The sequence below is a fragment of the Brevibacillus sp. JB24b genome, from assembly GCF_051713385.1.
Classification (GTDB): domain Bacteria; phylum Bacillota; class Bacilli; order Brevibacillales; family Brevibacillaceae; genus Brevibacillus_B; species Brevibacillus_B laterosporus.
In genome coordinates this window covers 1,727,390-1,742,251 of the sequence record NZ_JBNVQV010000001.1, presented here as the reverse complement: position 1 = coordinate 1,742,251, position 14,862 = coordinate 1,727,390, and the positions used below count along the sequence as shown (strand labels likewise).

Here is a 14,862-nt window from a genome sequence, read left to right as displayed (position 1 = left end):
GAGACCTTCATTCTGGTATCAAAGCGGTTAGAGAACTTGTTGAACTCTAAATTTCGATGAGTATGAGCTAAGAGAGACCTACCAATGGGAGTCGTGAACCTGAAGCACGGCTCTCTAGCAAAAGACAAATGTTGGGTCGCATAAAAGCTAGTAACTCTACAATAATACTGGTACCTCCAAATTCATAACTGTACCTTGAGATTATTTTGGTACCCAAATATATCTAAAGAAGGAGCGAATACTGCTCCTTCTTTTTTTTGTGCGATTGATAAATCGAACATCGATATTCGGTCGCCGATTTATTTTACACCTACAGTTGCGAAGGTATAGATTTCTCGTAAATAGACGCTAATAAATCCCTCCGCTAGATTACCATAATTTATCCGATAATATTCCGGTTCTCTACGGTCTGACACCGCATAGGCTTGCGTCGGACAGACGTTTGTTGCACGGGTGAACCTGAGTCTAGCACGTCTTCCAATCCCGCCATGACCGCAAAATTACGATTTGTGTAAAAATATTCTTGCATGTTTTTCCTTAGTATTCAATCCACTATCCCTAGTAAATGGGGTCTTTTTCCAGCTTTCATGCATAATAACAGGAAAAATATGCAAAGGTAAGGAGGAACTTGTTACGGAGAAAGGTTGATGGGATATGGATCAAATTCTGATCGCCAGAAGCACCTTTGGAATGACTATGGGTTTTCATATTATTTTTGCTTCGCTTGGCGTTGGCTTACCGCTAATGATTTTAATCGCAGAGCTGTTGTATCAACGCACGAAGGACACCGACTATTCACTAATGGCAAAGCGTTGGACCAAGGGACAGGCCATTTTACTTGGAATCGCTATTCCCTCTGGAACCATCTCAGGTGTTCAATTATCCTTACTATGGCCCGGCTTTATGGAAGTGGTCGGCAAAGTTATCTCCCTCCCATTCCAAATTGAAATCTTTGCCTTTTTTTTAGAAGCCTTATTTTTATCTATTTATGTATATGCAGCACATCGACTATCTCCCAAAATGCGTATCCTAAGTGTACTACTTGTATTGATTGGGGCGACTGCTTCTGCTGTGCTCATTACTAATGTTCACGCCTTTGAGGGAACCCCGACCGGCTTTCATTTGGTTAATGGAGAAGTGGTTGACGTAGATCCTTGGAAGGCATTTTTTAACCCCAGCTTTTTTGTCACAGCCGGGCATGTAGTTGTTTCCGCCTATATGACGGGTGCATTTGTAATTGCATCCATCGCTGCCTACAAAATGCTACGAGTTAACAAGTCCTCGCGTGAATATGCGTTTCATCAAAAAGCCTTATTAATGGGTCTGGTGGTAGGCGGTACATTTTCCTTATTAACAGGGATTAATGGGCATGATTCAGCTCAACATTTACATCAATATCAACCAGAAAAATTAGCCGCAGCAGAGGGCTTATTTGAGACTCAGTCCCATGCTCCTCTTGTTCTTGGTGGTGTTACAGATGAGGCAACACAGCAAGTAAAATATGGGGTCGAAATTCCTTGGATGCTAAGTGTGCTAGCCGGAAACACACCAAATGAGGTGGTAGTTGGGCTAAATGATTTTCCGAGGGATGAATGGCCACCACTCTTTGTCCACACTCTCTTTAATTTTATGGTCTTGGTTGGTGGTGCACTCATTTTTGTTGGTTTTATCGGTTTTGCTTGGAAAAAATGGCTCAAACATTCTCATTATCCTCGGTGGGTAATGTGGATTTTTGTCCTAAGTGGTCCTTTATCCATGCTAGGTATCGAGGCTGGCTGGATCTTCGCATGCACGGGCCGTCAACCCTGGATTTTATATCGTGTTATGAAGACAGCAGATGCTACTACGCAATCACAGGGCTTAGGTACGCTATTTCTGTTATTCTTAGGAATCTATCTGTTCATGTCTATCGCAACAATCCTAGTCTTCCGCTATTATTTCCGTCGACATCCCATCAGTTTGGAGGGAGAAGCATGAGTGAAACCATTATTGCCGTTACAATGCTGTGGGGCTTCGTATTTATTTATTCAGTCGCTGCTTCCATTGACTTCGGCGCAGGCTTTTGGTCCATGATTTATCGTGATCGTGAGCAGACGAAAGCAACTCAAATCGCTAATCGGTACCTCTCTCCATCCTGGGAAGTAACGAATGTCTTTATTGTACTTATCGTCATAGCACTTGTTACCTTCTTCCCAGGGGCTACCTATACATTAGGTACTGTATTGATTATACCTGGTAGTTTAATTTTGCTATTGCTGTTGCTGCGAAGTGCCTTCCTAGTCTTCTCTCATGTAGTAGAGGATTATCGTAAAATGATGTCGATAGTCTCAGGTATTACTGGCATCTTAATTCCTGCTCTATTAATCAGTGTGTTACCAATCACGCAGGGCGGTTTTATAACGCTTGAAAATGGCTATGAACAGCTTCAACTACTCAGGCTGTTTTCAAGTCCACATGAATATATGTATATTGGACTGGCGATAACTAGTACTCTTTTTCTTTCTTCGTTATTACTAGCCGATTTTTCTAATGTTCTTTGTGAGCGAGAAGCATTTCAAATTTATCGCAGAGATGCTCGGATTGTAGGTCCCATCTCAATTGTACTGGCTATTTCTGTTGTGATCACCATGTCTACCGAAGCTAATTGGATATATACCAATCTACGTTCTCAAATTGGCTGGCTCACTGCTTCTGCTGGTTTTTTCCTACTCTCCTATGCATCACTATTTGGTACGTCTAAACGAAAAGGCTGGCTTAGCTTACCACGCCTGGCTACCATTGCTGCCGTCATCCAGTACTTGTTAGCTAGCTATGCCTATGGCGTGGCTCATCTTCCGTATTTGGTTTATCCACATGTTACGATTGAATCAGGCTTCACACATCCAGATAACTTTCGAGCTATGTTTGTTGTCTATATCGTAGGATTTGCTATTCTTACTCCAGGCTTCCTATACTTCTGGAGATTATTTATGAATGATACTAGTGAGGCCAAAAAGTCGTAACAGAGTACTAACAACTAGTTAAACATGCAAAAAGCCACGTAGAGTGTATAAGCTCTACGTGGCTTTTAGTTATGAATTATAAGAAACAAGAGCAATCATGCCCTCTTCATCATCAATATCTAGCTGAATTCGAGCAGAAAATGGATCTAATTCCATTTGGTCACGTAAATACTTGCGCAGGGCCTCTAGCATGTTGGCCTCAATCAGCACCTGTTCACGTCCGTTCGCATTCACTTCTGCAGAATAACCATATTCCTCATCCCACATCAGTTCAACATTTACTTGAAAAGGTTCGATCTCTCTTTTTTCAGCAATGTAAAGACAGATTGCATTAATAAGATCTTGTTCTAATAGTCTTATTGTTTCCATCTGTTTTCCTGTTCCTTATATTTATTATTATTTTTATTATTTCGTACCATTTGGAAGAGACGAACCACCAACAAGATAATCCCCACTAAAATCAGGATATTCAATAATGCGGCAGCAAACGCTCCAAAACCGCCTAGGTGACCTAGGAGACCACCAAACAACATACCTGCCAATCCACCAAACAACAACCCTTTCATGAAACCGCCGCTTTTGCTAGCAGTACTTGCCGCTGGGGTAGTAGTGTTCGTTTTGCTATTTACGTTTTGATCTTGCTTTGCATTAGATTTGGGAGTAGTGGTACTTTGTGTAGGTTGGAATGACTTCGAACCAGATTTGTATCCACCACCGCGTTTTGCGTCTACTTCATGAGCGTTTATTCCAACGGTCGTAAACATTAGAGCTAATGCCATTAAGACCATCAACAGCTTGTTTCGTTTCATAATAGTATAAATTCCCCTCTCTTTTCAACTGACAAGTAAGGTATACGATCAAGCAGGTAAAAGGTTTCACCATGTAAAAAGTTATTTGAAGAACTGATTACACTACTGTCGTGTAGTCCCCAAAACAGCAACTCTTTTGCATACTGATGCATACCGATGTCAATATAAGTGTTTATGCATATCATTGTAACACAGTTTTTGTTTTTTTCCAGAAAAAAGCAAAGTTGAAACTGTTAAAAAGAAAATTTTCCTCAATAAAAAGAGACGCTCCCCCGCTAGGTCACGCCTCATCAATATAGTTAACGAAAAAAGGAGTGCTCCCGACAGGAATCGAACCTGCGACCTCTTCCTTACCATGGAAACGCTCTACCGACTGAGCTACAGGAGCATGGTCCTCAGGATGGACTTGAACCGCCAGCCTACCGGTTAACAGCCGGGTGCTCCACCATTAAGCTACTGAGAAATAGTCAGATAAATATAACAATTCATCTTTACCGTACCATATTTCCCATTAATATGTCAATAGAGTCTGTTTTGCTACTCTTTTTATTGATTGCTTACACCTCGTATCTGTCTTCTTTCATACAAATAGGCTGATACAAGAATACATCCAGCTGAATATAACCAAGCTGCGACAACATCACTGAAAAAATGAACCCCTAAATAAATTCGGCTACATCCAACCAACAAAGGAATTGCAATACCTATCATCGGCCAAATCCATGTGTTTGTACTCCCACGTTGATGCTTCCATAATAGATAGGCTCCCATTCCAAAAAATAAAGTACTAAAGGTAGTATGTCCACTGGGAAAGGACCATGAGGAAGGCAGATCGATCAAATTTACATCAATAGGTCGCTCACGCATAATCGTTCTTTTAAAAATTTCTTTACCTAAAAAACCAAGAGCAAGCGTGCCTAAAAAAAACAAGGATTCTACTCGATGTTTTTTCCACCAGCCAGTAACAAACAAGACAACAACAATCACTAAAATGTACACATCTCCCAATTGAGTGATAGCATGCATAATAATGGTTAAGTGGGGATTTCGTACTTCTTTACTCATCATGATGCCCCATTCATCCATTACATTAGAACCAAGCCCAATAACAATATAGGTTATCCAAAAGAAAGCAACAAACAAAACAACTGCTAACATAAGTGAAAACCTGCTATAAAAGGGCGAGGGGTCTTGCATTCTATCGTTTTCCATCACTATTCCCCTCCCTCTTGCATAAGGTACATCAGTGCATCCTGAAAATGTTGGTCGTCTATTGGAGTTCTAGCATGTGGTCCTTTTGTCCGTCCACCACCCCGCCGGAATCGCGCCTTTTCATTACGTACTTCTAAATCAAAAGCAATGCTATCTGAAGTAAAAACTTTACCATGTGGCGTCAGGGATTTTGCACCCTTTCCCATTACCATAGCTCCCAAACCAATATCCTGGGTCACCACAATATCTCCTGCTTTCGCTTCATTCGTTAAACGAATATCCACTGCTTGCGAGCCTGCATCAACAACCACATGATTATCATGCTGAAATTGATGGTTATAGCTAGCGAAGGTGATCAGCTCATAGCCGTTTTTTTGACATAGCTCTACTGCTATCTGGAGAGCCTTTTTTGGACAGGCATCTGCATCAATTAAGACTCTAGGCTTTTGATTCATATCATATTCCTTTCATATGACTGTATCTTGCATACATCAGCTTTTCTATTTTTGCAGTTTTATGTAGCATGGCTCTATATTCTTTGCTCTTTTTCGTATACGATAATTATAGCATGCTTTGCTGAAGGGAGTCAGATACGTGGTACGTTATGAATTTAAACGTGAGGAGCGGCTAGGTATTCCCCTTCCCTTTCTCTATCTGGAATGGGAAGAATACGATCCTTTTGAGCGAGCCGATATCTTGATAAAATGGGAAGAGATTCGTTCCAGAATACCAGATCGTGTCATCGCTCTTGAAGCTGTTATTAACCAAAAACAAGCTGAGCTGTATCAGGAAGATAATTTTGAACGCTCGTGTGAGCTTAATTCTGAAATTGCTGAGTTAGCTAGTACAATCAATGACCTAAACATTTGGTTTCATGTTCAGCAGGACTTTGAGCCGACAGAAATACACCGGTGATATTGCGATGCTAGAACTGTAAGTAGGTCAGCTTATCAACTATGTAAGGAAATATGTATGTAGCTGTGTTTGTAGAATGCCATTTTTATTCGACATACTACTGAATTACCTAAAAGAAAATTATATCAAAAATACCCATGAAACCTTTATATGTAAGGAATCATGGGTTTTATGACATTTTTCTTCTATTATGGTTTAACAGATAGTATAAGTATTCTATTCGTTAATCCGGTGTATTGTTGAATTACCTTGCAATAGGACTCGACGTGTTGGTCTTATTAGGCTCGAAGCCACTCAGCAATTACTTCATAAAAGATTTTTTCCTCTTTAAAATAAGCCATAGCATTTGTTTTCGCTAAATACTCCCCAATTTCAGCTAAACGCTCATCAGATAAAATCACTTGACGTTGCTTCCCATTTTCATCCCGAAATTCCACAGTGATCGCTACCTCATGCTCACGTCCATAATCAGCAAGCTCAGCTGGGGTTTGAAAAGTAATGCGTTTCATTATCTACATTCACTCCTGTCTGTTATTGACACTGTATGGCGACATTATGGCATTAAATGGGGCGTTGGTAAAGAGGAGAAGGTGTATAAGAAAAAAGAACGCCCAAATGAGCGTTCTACAGAAAATGGATCAAATCACTCACTTGGGCCAAGTATATCGAGACTCCAGTCTATGTCGTTATGATAAGTAGATGTTACCTCAATTACCCCATATTTTTTACAGGTCTACCTTTATCGTCATTATCCTTCTCAACGTCTAGTCGATGTACCTTGATATTCAGAATGAAATGAACAGGAATATTCTCTGGTAAATGCAAGGTATTTACTTACGTTATCTTACGGCGTAATTTATGGCAAACATATATCGTTCCCATTGTTGATTGACATATTCTTATTAATCTCTGCCTGCTCTAACCAGATTTTTGGCAATCATAGACGGTAGGACATAAAAAGAGGTCATATGATCCCCTTTTGATTTTATTAACCGAAACAATCCAAGCCGACTGGACATGTGTGGATGCCATCCGTACCGCTCTCCTTGTGGAAGCGCCGTATCCTCCGTGAGGTAATAGTAGCTTTTAGGAATAGAAAGACTATAGAATACGGAAAGATCCAGCTTCTGAAATAGTGGCCCTGCTGGTTCTGGAGTAACAGTCTGATAAATCTCCGAAGCCAGTTCAAGATCAGCTGTATTCATAAACGTTTCCCGCCAGTTTTGGAAAGGTAGCATGATCGTATTGTCAGGTGATTCTCTGGCAAGCTCCTCCCAAAGGGCCTTTCCTTCCGGTGGTATTTCGTCCGCAACACTATAGCCGTTACGTACAACGAACGCATCCATAAACACCAGTCGTCTGATTCGCTTGGGAATCTGTTCTGCCACTTTAGAGATCACTGTTCCCCCGAAGCTATGCCCGACAAGAACAAAATTACGTAAATTTCTTTCCTCTATGAAATCAATGACGGACCTCACATAATCGTCGTGAGTTACCGATTTATTCGTATCTCTCCCATGTCCTGGTAAATTTGGAGTATAAACTATGTTACCCATCTTACATAGTTCCTCCGCTGTATTATACCAATAGCTACAGTCACCCCAAGCACCGTGAACTAAAACAAAGGTGATAGGAGAAGAATATGGAAAATCACTTGGGTATGGATAATAGAAGTGCTGATGAAGATATGGGCATGGCACATTTTCAAGATCACCTACAGGATAAAAAGGGTTCTCTCTTATACCTTCGTACATTTTGGCCACCTGCTTCTTGTTTTTGTTACTTTTGCCTATATAATATGCCTAGAGTAGTAAAGTGGGTACTCAGAAAAAGTGTTATCCCACTCGCTGAAGTATTGCTTCTTCAAGAAAAAAAGCCATCCGAATCGGATAGCTTGACATATATTTTCGTACCTTTCATTGTATAGCTAATTATTATTTCTCTAGATGAATAGGTACTTCCCACTGTACGTTATGGTTTTGTTTTAACACTTTATCATAGGTAACTGTAAGCTCTTTCGGAAGCTTACCACCATTATCAAATATCAGCTTTCCTTGTAATTGTACGTTTCCTTCTGGAGTGATTATTGTCTTTCCAGAGGGGAAAACCGCATTTATTTTATTCCCAGTTTCATCCTTGATTTTCCATCCACTCACTATTATAAAATCTTTTGGGAAAACAGCTTCAAAGTCAATACTGCTTCCTCCCTTCGCTGCTTTTTCGTTTTGATTAAACTTTGTAAAACGGAATAGATTCCCTTGCCCCTCAACTTTTATAGGTTCTTTTTGTAGCTTCTCTATATTCAATTTTGCTTCGAAATTGGCTGCCTCACGTAGAATGAAAGAGGTAAGCTTAAAGGTCATTTTCTCTGAAGTTGGAGTAAAGGTATGGAACCATCTCTCTGACCCCTCTGCTAATCTAATACGCTCTGTGAGTGAATCTATTACATTTTTATTACTACTTCCATTCTTATCAGAAAGAGGCGCATCAATAGGAGGGGCTCCTCTGAAGCTAGGACTTTCCCATGCAGCCATATTCTTTCCTTGTTCATCAACAAGCTCATAGGTAAACTCCTTATCTGCCCCCTTGGCGGTTGTCTCCATAATAAGCTGAGTACCACTTGGAGCAAATACGACCTCTTTTAAACTAATCTTTAATCCCTGAGGACTAGTATATTCCTGATTAATCTTTTTCGTTTTTGTCGCCTCTTTGGCCTTTTTCATCTCAATTGGAACCTGTATTTTCCAATTCCCATTCGTTCCACCTAGTTTCTTCACATTAAGTTCAACGTTCATTTCATCTGGTAAAGCTTTTTCTTTTCTATAAAAATCGAACAGTGTTCGCTCTAGCACGATATAATCACCATTTATACGATGAGCCCAAAAATCTGACTCCTTTTCATAAAGAGGATTATTAGCAAGATCCTGATTCGGCTTCAATACATTTCCCTTTTTATCCTTTAAGCTAATTTCCTCTTCATCAAACAACTCACTTACATCTAAACGGTTTCCTTTACTATCCTTCACTCCAAGAATCATGGTAATCCGCAATGGATCGGCTAAAACCTCTTTTACTTCAAAAGTAAGCCCTTGATCTGTAACAGACAAATCCAGATGTTTTGAATATCCTTTTTGTATAGCATGTATAAGACCTTCATCAGCTTTCTTGTAGTCAGAAAATAAGCTATTTTTCATCGAAATAACATTTATACCAACATCTGTTTGACCAGTATATAATCCGTTTACATAGGTAGCAAAAGTAGGAGAAACAAGCGTTCCTAAAGATACAACCAATGCCAATCCAGCTACTGTTATCGTCATTTTTTTCATTATGTCTATACTCCTTTTTTTCCAATTCATTTTTTGGGACAACTTATGTGCGACTGATTGCTTTAATACACTTACAGGATAAGGGTGGATTTTATTTATGATGTCTTGTTCAAACGTTTCTGAAAACGAGTCGTCTGTCCATCTGTCATCACCAAAGCTAACCAATTCATCAACAAATTGCTCTAGCTGTTTTTGGCAATCACTACAATGATCCAGATGTTTTTCTAGATGCTCTCTCTTCGTTGTAGGAAGTTTATCGTGCATGTATGCTATCAGCTGTTGTTGGCTCAGGCACTTCATAAATAAACTCCCCCCTTTTGTTCATCCGAATAAATTCATCCTTTACCTTTTTTCTCGCATAAGAAAGACGCATTCTTACTGTACTCATCGATACGCATAATTTTTCACTTATTTCTTTGTAGCTTAAATCTTGAATATAGTGCATCTCAATAATGATTCGATACTCATCGTCAACACGTAATAAAAGTTGCTGTAAAAACTCTTTCTGCTCCTTGTCCAGATAGGCTTTTTCGGGTGTGTAACTATCCATTATTTCAAAGGTTAGGTCAATAACGGACGGTGTTCTTTTTCGCTTGCGTACCTCGTCTAGTCCACGATTAATGGAGATACGATATAGCCATGCCGAAAATTTTTGCTGTGATTGATATTCTGGCAAATGGTAGTATGCTTTAATAAAAATCTCTTGAACAATATCTTGCATATTCGATGAATGACCTAACATTTTCGTGAGAATAGAAGCCACCTTACCCTTATACTTGTGAATAATCTGAGCATATATTTCTTTGTTGCCCTGTAAGATTTGCTCAATAATCTCCTCATCTTCCTGCATTTACTATCCTCCCATTCCAAAAAGGGGCTGCGCAGCTCTTACCTTTTTGTCTGTTCATTTATATATAACGAAAAATCAGGGAGACCCCTCTTACATTTTTTAAAAATTTTTAAAACACTAGAATTCGAACTATTATTCCAAAAATAACCTGATTCTATTGCAATAAAAACAGCTGAACATTAGGAGAAGATTTCCCGTTTCTACATGTTATGTAACAAAAGGAGTGAGGCTAGTTTTTCCTCACTCCTTTGTTTTGTAACTAGTAAGCTTACTTTTGAACATTTTGATGAAGCATTTGGGGATGGATGATTTGAAACGCCCAATCCCATGTATTAATGCTCTCCAGAAAAGAGCTCACGTGCCGTGTGGATAAACATTTGAACAGCGATGGAAGACTCTTTCAATGAAGGAACTGCCAAACGGATCTCTCTAAATGCTTCTGGCTCCAGTTCTCGTTTGAGCACATTAGGTGGAAGCGCCCAAAGCGATAATTCCGACAGTACAGCAATTCCAAGCCCCTCTTGTACCATACTTAGTGCTGTGTTTACGTTTTTCACAACAAACCTGATCCTCAGGTCTACTCGTGCTCGATTAAACAAATCAACAATAGGCGGCTCATAACCTGATTTACAGCTAATCAACGGCTCGCTACTCAAATCTTTGACAGAGATGACCGAACGATTTTGCAAAGGGTGGTCGTCTCTTATCACAGCGTACATTCTCTCTCGAAAAAAAGGGATCGTTTCAAATTCATCGTCTGGTGGAATAATCAAACCGATATCCACCACTCGGGTTTCTAGCCACTCTTTAATCTCGTCGATGGTTCCTTCGTATATCACAAATTCCAAATGGGGATATTTTTCGGTCATGACTTTAATCATTTTGGGTAAAAAGTGAGCAGACGCCACCGGGAATGCGCCAACGCGTATCGTGCCAATTTCAAGACCTTTTTCACTAGCGATTTCTTGGTGTACTTTTTCAAAAGACTGTAAAATGTCCCGAAACAAAACTAGAATTCGTTTTCCTACATCGGTAAGCATGATACCGTTTTTCCGATCACGAATTAGAAGAGTCACATCTAACTCCGATTCCAGTGTAGAGATGGCACGACTAACGGCAGGCTGCGTCATATTTAATTCTAGTCCTGCTTTGGTGAAACTTCCAGTATCAGCAATTTTGACGAATAATTCCATTTGTGCATGTGTCATAACAAAATTGGTATGCCCCCTATAAAAAACATTCATTTTATTTATATGAAAAATCATTCTATCATGTATTGTGACAACAAGACAAGGAGTGGACTTACATGTATCAACAATCTCGAATAAAGGCGGCTCTATATCTCGCATTCTTGGTTCTTATGTGGGGCGTTAACTGGCCGCTTTCTAAATATGCATTAACCTATACACCGCCATTACTGTTCGCTGGCTTGAGGACATTTATCGGTGGACTTATTTTAATTTCCTTTGCAGTAGTAAAACGCAAACAGCTTCACTTAAAAGGAACATGGCATATCTATCTCATTTCCTCCGTTTTGAACATTATTCTCTACTATGGATTTCAAACCATAGGCTTGCAGTACATGCCAGCTGGACTGTTCTCGGCCGTCGTATTTCTTCAGCCCGTACTACTCGGTATTTTTTCCTGGCTTTGGCTTGGAGAATCAATGTACGGATTAAAAATCCTCGGTCTACTACTAGGATTTTTCGGCGTTGCTTCGTTATCGACTGATGGATTTACTGGCAACATGTCAATCTGGGGGATTATACTCGCCATCGCCTCTTCCTTCAGTTGGGCCTTTGGGACGATTTATATGAAAAAAACAGCAACACAGGTAGATTCTGTTTGGATGACGGCAATACAGATTACATTTGGTGGTATCGTTATGCTGGGCTCAGGTTCAGCTGTAGAAAGCTGGTCTGACATTGCTTGGAATACTTCGTTTATCGTTGCTACTCTTTTTATATCGATTTTTGTCATTGCATTGGGCTGGCTTGTTTATTTTAAACTACTCGCTACAATCGAAGCCAGCAAGGTGGGAGCTTTTACCTTTCTCATTCCGCTCATCTCCGTCATTATTAGCGTACTTTTCCTCAATGAGAAGGTGACAATTAACCTGATCGCTGGACTTGTATTGATTACCGGAAGTATTGTATTGGTTAATTTCAAACCGAAACGTTTGAACAAAACGTCTAAAATTGCGATACATCAATAAACCTGCTTACTCTCGTTTATTGAATATTTAACTAAATACTCACTTTATTGTAAATAAGTTTTGAATCAGAGGATTACCATCCGATCTGTAATGTTTTAGGATAGATAGTGTTCTAAACAATTGAAACAGAAAAAAGCCCGAATTGTAGGATTCGGGCTTTTACAGCCATCTTACTCATTTACATTTAATATAAACGCTGCTTGTACTCTTGGTTTGCCATGTCATCAAAAGCTTTGGCACTCATCCCTTTTATATATTTAGAATGGGCTAGTTGTTTCATCACCATCTCTCCCATCGTAGGGAACGTCTTTCGATCTATTTGATTGGCTGGATTCCATAATCCAGCATTCACCATTGCTTGAGAGTAAGACAAGGTCACTTCTTCAATCACTATCCATATGCCTAACGCTGGGCATTTGCCTTCTATTGATAAAGGTTCTAATAATTTTGCTTCTTTTACAATAGATGCTTTGCCTTGAATACTGAGGATCTGATCCACACCCGGAACAAAAAAGAGAACGCATATATACGGATTAACAAGTATATTTTGAAAATTATCGCAAATTTTGTTCCCGGGACGATCAGGAATTAAAATGGTTTGTTCGTCTACTATTTGTACAAACCCTGCTGGATCACCCTTGGGCGATATATCAGCTCCCCCCTCCATTTGACTGGAGCCGAGACAAATAAATGGAGAGTACTTCATAAACGATTGCATTTGTTCGTTTAGGATAGCCTGTCGAAGGAAGAGGTCATCTGTTGAAGGCATCCCCGCATGATAATTAGGCAGATAGGTTGTAGAATCCCACAGCTTAGAGCGAAAAAAGGCTTTGGCACAATGTAAAAAACACTCCTCGACCTCTACCTGTATCGCTGCTACTAGCTGCTGATCTGTTGGAAAATGAACGGTCAGTAATTCTTTTTCTCTAACAATGCTGGCTCTACCATTGACTCGTAGGGTTTCACTCACTCCTTGTACAAAAAATAATAGCCCGATGAATGGATTCGCATTGATATTTTCAATCATGCGCATGTAATCCCCATCTTCTGTTACTGGAATAAACAAACTATTCTCAGCAATGGAACGAACAAAGCCTTTCTCCCCACCGAACATAGACGCATGTAAGAGACCATTCTTTTGCTTCGTTGTGGCACATACAATAGACGAATGCTGAATGAAGTAGCGGCTTTGCTCCTCTAATGTGGGTAATATTTTTTCCATTAAAGCCTCAGACGGAGAACCTACTACTTCTCGCAACTGCGCTTCCGTTTGCACTGTGAAATCTATGGGCACCTTCATCTTTGTTACCCCCTTTTAAAGCATTCTTTGAAAGGATTCATTCACCATAATTATACCTAAAATGATAATCATTACCAACCAAAAATAAGGTCTTTTCTCAGCTAGGAAGGCTTCACAAATTAGAAAAAACCCTTGTATCACTTTTTGTGCTCCAAGGGTTTGACTGATGCTTATTACCATATACGTTACAACAAACGCGTTCTTTTCACTTCATAAACACCGAGATCCTGGGCAATCTGTGTGTTTGGAAAAACCTCCTGTGCTTCCTGTAACATATCATCAAGAGTAATCGATCCGTCCTCGATATCATAACGCGGGCTCAAATGCGTAAGCAACAAGCCTTTTACTTCTGCTGCAACAGCGATTTCCGCTGCTTGTTTAGCTGTTGAATGACCACTTCGTTCAGCTAATTCTAAATGCTGATGTACATAAGTAGATTCATGCACGAGCATATCTGCTCCTTGGGCTAAACGAACCATATTTTGACAAGGTACAGTATCTCCACTAAATGCGACCTTAAGACCTGGCTGAGGTGGGTTCACAAAGTCTTTACCATGAAAAACCCTGCCATCTTCTAATTGAATACTCCCTCCAGCTTTAAGCTGAGCATACATCGGTCCTTTTGGAATACCCGCTTCTTTTGCCAATTCAATCTTAAACGCACCAGGACGGGGCTTCTCCGTCATCGAATAGGCAAAAGCGGGAACACGATGCTTTACCTTTGCCGCTTCTACAACAATGGTATCATCCTCGTAAATAATTCCTTCCTCCACCACTTTAATGATAAGGGGATACTGTAAATGAACTGGACTAATACGCATAATAGCCTGTACATATTCATCAATGCCTTTTGGTCCATATAGCGTTATTCCACCTGTATCAGCCCCTCTTAGAGAACGACTGGCTAGCATCCCGATTAATCCGTATAAATGATCGCCATGCAAATGCGTAATAAATATATTTTCCAACTGCGAAATATTTAGCACAGAACGCATGATTTGGTGTTGCGTACCTTCCCCGCAATCAATGAGCCACCACGTGCCTCTATCCATGAGACGAAGTCCGATACCCGATACATTCCGCTTAGTGGTAGGGGCTCCTGAGCTAGTTCCAAGAAAAACAATTTGCATGCCCTATCCACCTCCATCCTTTATGTAAAATCCACGTGCATATTTTACCAATCTTATCATATTTGAAGCGAAATTTCATCTAACCCTATAACATTACAAT

Annotated in this window: 15 protein-coding genes and 2 tRNA genes; 4 read left to right on the top strand and 13 right to left on the bottom strand. The window is 40.0% G+C overall.

Annotation, left to right across the window (positions count from 1 at the left end):
• Positions 1-654 precede the first annotated feature (654 nt).
• Together ACQV1I_RS08515 and ACQV1I_RS08510 are read left to right on the top strand one after the other, a co-directional pair.
• Entirely contained in the window at positions 655-1,977 is a 1,323-nt protein-coding gene (locus ACQV1I_RS08515) for a cytochrome ubiquinol oxidase subunit I (protein ID WP_104032155.1), read from the top strand.
• Positions 1,974-3,002: a cytochrome d ubiquinol oxidase subunit II gene (locus ACQV1I_RS08510; RefSeq protein WP_116334586.1), complete on the top strand. Its 1,029-nt coding sequence runs from the start codon at positions 1,974-1,976 to the stop codon at positions 3,000-3,002. Before ACQV1I_RS08515 ends, ACQV1I_RS08510 begins: the two co-directional genes overlap by 4 nt.
• Before the next feature lie 69 nt (positions 3,003-3,071).
• Here the strand turns inward: ACQV1I_RS08510 and ACQV1I_RS08505 are convergent, their stop codons facing one another.
• The 6 genes from ACQV1I_RS08505 to ACQV1I_RS08480 form a co-directional block, all read right to left on the bottom strand.
• A complete protein-coding gene (locus tag ACQV1I_RS08505) occupies positions 3,072-3,371 on the bottom strand; it encodes a YxcD family protein (protein ID WP_094699216.1) in 300 nt (99 codons plus the stop codon).
• The gene (locus ACQV1I_RS08500; RefSeq protein ID WP_018672101.1) at positions 3,359-3,811 is read right to left on the bottom strand and encodes a hypothetical protein; all 453 of its coding nucleotides are present in this window, start codon (positions 3,809-3,811) and stop codon (positions 3,359-3,361) included. The genes ACQV1I_RS08505 and ACQV1I_RS08500 overlap by 13 nt, the downstream gene beginning before the upstream one ends.
• Before the next feature lie 315 nt (positions 3,812-4,126).
• Positions 4,127-4,199, bottom strand: a tRNA-Thr gene (locus ACQV1I_RS08495).
• A gap of 3 nt (positions 4,200-4,202) precedes the next feature.
• Positions 4,203-4,274: transfer RNA gene (locus tag ACQV1I_RS08490), tRNA-Asn, on the bottom strand.
• 83 nt (positions 4,275-4,357) lie between these two features.
• Positions 4,358-4,969, bottom strand: a complete 612-nt coding sequence (locus ACQV1I_RS08485) for a phosphatase PAP2 family protein (RefSeq protein WP_258073341.1) — start codon at positions 4,967-4,969, stop codon at positions 4,358-4,360.
• A gap of 56 nt (positions 4,970-5,025) precedes the next feature.
• Positions 5,026-5,478: a YaiI/YqxD family protein gene (locus ACQV1I_RS08480; RefSeq protein WP_018672099.1), complete on the bottom strand. Its 453-nt coding sequence runs from the start codon at positions 5,476-5,478 to the stop codon at positions 5,026-5,028.
• Positions 5,479-5,617: 139 nt separating this feature from the next.
• On the opposite strand from ACQV1I_RS08480, the gene ACQV1I_RS08475 reads away from it, so the two are divergent.
• The gene (locus ACQV1I_RS08475; RefSeq protein ID WP_094699219.1) at positions 5,618-5,938 is read left to right on the top strand and encodes a hypothetical protein; all 321 of its coding nucleotides are present in this window, start codon (positions 5,618-5,620) and stop codon (positions 5,936-5,938) included.
• A gap of 278 nt (positions 5,939-6,216) precedes the next feature.
• Here ACQV1I_RS08475 and ACQV1I_RS08470 read toward each other — a convergent pair whose 3' ends face one another.
• The 5 genes from ACQV1I_RS08470 to ACQV1I_RS08450 form a co-directional block, all read right to left on the bottom strand.
• Entirely contained in the window at positions 6,217-6,447 is a 231-nt protein-coding gene (locus ACQV1I_RS08470; protein ID WP_094699220.1) for a hypothetical protein, read from the bottom strand.
• A 393-nt stretch (positions 6,448-6,840) separates the two neighbouring features.
• On the bottom strand, positions 6,841-7,692 hold the full coding sequence (locus ACQV1I_RS08465; RefSeq protein WP_116334585.1) for an alpha/beta fold hydrolase: 852 nt from the start codon (positions 7,690-7,692) through the stop codon (positions 6,841-6,843).
• Positions 7,693-7,872: 180 nt separating this feature from the next.
• On the bottom strand, positions 7,873-9,567 hold the full coding sequence (locus tag ACQV1I_RS08460) for a DUF4179 domain-containing protein (protein ID WP_116334584.1): 1,695 nt from the start codon (positions 9,565-9,567) through the stop codon (positions 7,873-7,875).
• Complete coding sequence (locus ACQV1I_RS08455; RefSeq protein WP_116334583.1) at positions 9,521-10,117, bottom strand: RNA polymerase sigma factor; 597 nt, start codon at positions 10,115-10,117, stop codon at positions 9,521-9,523. The genes ACQV1I_RS08460 and ACQV1I_RS08455 overlap by 47 nt, the downstream gene beginning before the upstream one ends.
• Before the next feature lie 332 nt (positions 10,118-10,449).
• Positions 10,450-11,325, bottom strand: coding sequence for a LysR family transcriptional regulator (locus ACQV1I_RS08450; protein ID WP_147304276.1), 876 nt, complete (start codon positions 11,323-11,325; stop codon positions 10,450-10,452).
• Between the two features lie 98 nt (positions 11,326-11,423).
• Between ACQV1I_RS08450 and ACQV1I_RS08445 the strand changes: the two genes are divergently transcribed.
• Complete coding sequence (locus ACQV1I_RS08445) at positions 11,424-12,332, top strand: DMT family transporter (protein WP_116334581.1); 909 nt, start codon at positions 11,424-11,426, stop codon at positions 12,330-12,332.
• 184 nt (positions 12,333-12,516) lie between these two features.
• Here ACQV1I_RS08445 and ACQV1I_RS08440 read toward each other — a convergent pair whose 3' ends face one another.
• Both ACQV1I_RS08440 and rnz read right to left on the bottom strand, forming a co-directional pair.
• A complete protein-coding gene (locus ACQV1I_RS08440; protein WP_116334580.1) occupies positions 12,517-13,632 on the bottom strand; it encodes an MSMEG_1061 family FMN-dependent PPOX-type flavoprotein in 1,116 nt (371 codons plus the stop codon).
• 185 nt (positions 13,633-13,817) lie between these two features.
• A complete protein-coding gene (rnz, locus tag ACQV1I_RS08435; protein ID WP_104066342.1) occupies positions 13,818-14,762 on the bottom strand; it encodes a ribonuclease Z in 945 nt (314 codons plus the stop codon).
• Positions 14,763-14,862: the final 100 nt, after the last annotated feature.

Excerpts from the sequence above, each read along its gene's own strand:
- ACQV1I_RS08440 (WP_116334580.1), bottom strand. The coding sequence starts at position 13,632 with ATGAAGGTGCCCATAGATTTCACAGTGCAAACGGAAGCGCAGTTGCGA.
- ACQV1I_RS08455 (WP_116334583.1), bottom strand. The coding sequence starts at position 10,117 with ATGCAGGAAGATGAGGAGATTATTGAGCAAATCTTACAGGGCAACAAA.
- ACQV1I_RS08485 (WP_258073341.1), bottom strand. The coding sequence starts at position 4,969 with ATGTTAGCAGTTGTTTTGTTTGTTGCTTTCTTTTGGATAACCTATATT.
- rnz (WP_104066342.1), bottom strand. The coding sequence starts at position 14,762 with ATGCAAATTGTTTTTCTTGGAACTAGCTCAGGAGCCCCTACCACTAAG.
- ACQV1I_RS08460 (WP_116334584.1), bottom strand. The coding sequence starts at position 9,567 with ATGAAGTGCCTGAGCCAACAACAGCTGATAGCATACATGCACGATAAA.
- ACQV1I_RS08445 (WP_116334581.1), top strand. The coding sequence starts at position 11,424 with ATGTATCAACAATCTCGAATAAAGGCGGCTCTATATCTCGCATTCTTG.
- ACQV1I_RS08450 (WP_147304276.1), bottom strand. The coding sequence starts at position 11,325 with ATGACACATGCACAAATGGAATTATTCGTCAAAATTGCTGATACTGGA.
- ACQV1I_RS08505 (WP_094699216.1), bottom strand. The coding sequence starts at position 3,371 with ATGGAAACAATAAGACTATTAGAACAAGATCTTATTAATGCAATCTGT.
- ACQV1I_RS08500 (WP_018672101.1), bottom strand. The coding sequence starts at position 3,811 with ATGAAACGAAACAAGCTGTTGATGGTCTTAATGGCATTAGCTCTAATG.
- ACQV1I_RS08465 (WP_116334585.1), bottom strand. The coding sequence starts at position 7,692 with ATGTACGAAGGTATAAGAGAGAACCCTTTTTATCCTGTAGGTGATCTT.
- ACQV1I_RS08515 (WP_104032155.1), top strand. The coding sequence starts at position 655 with ATGGATCAAATTCTGATCGCCAGAAGCACCTTTGGAATGACTATGGGT.
- ACQV1I_RS08480 (WP_018672099.1), bottom strand. The coding sequence starts at position 5,478 with ATGAATCAAAAGCCTAGAGTCTTAATTGATGCAGATGCCTGTCCAAAA.
- ACQV1I_RS08510 (WP_116334586.1), top strand. The coding sequence starts at position 1,974 with ATGAGTGAAACCATTATTGCCGTTACAATGCTGTGGGGCTTCGTATTT.
- ACQV1I_RS08470 (WP_094699220.1), bottom strand. The coding sequence starts at position 6,447 with ATGAAACGCATTACTTTTCAAACCCCAGCTGAGCTTGCTGATTATGGA.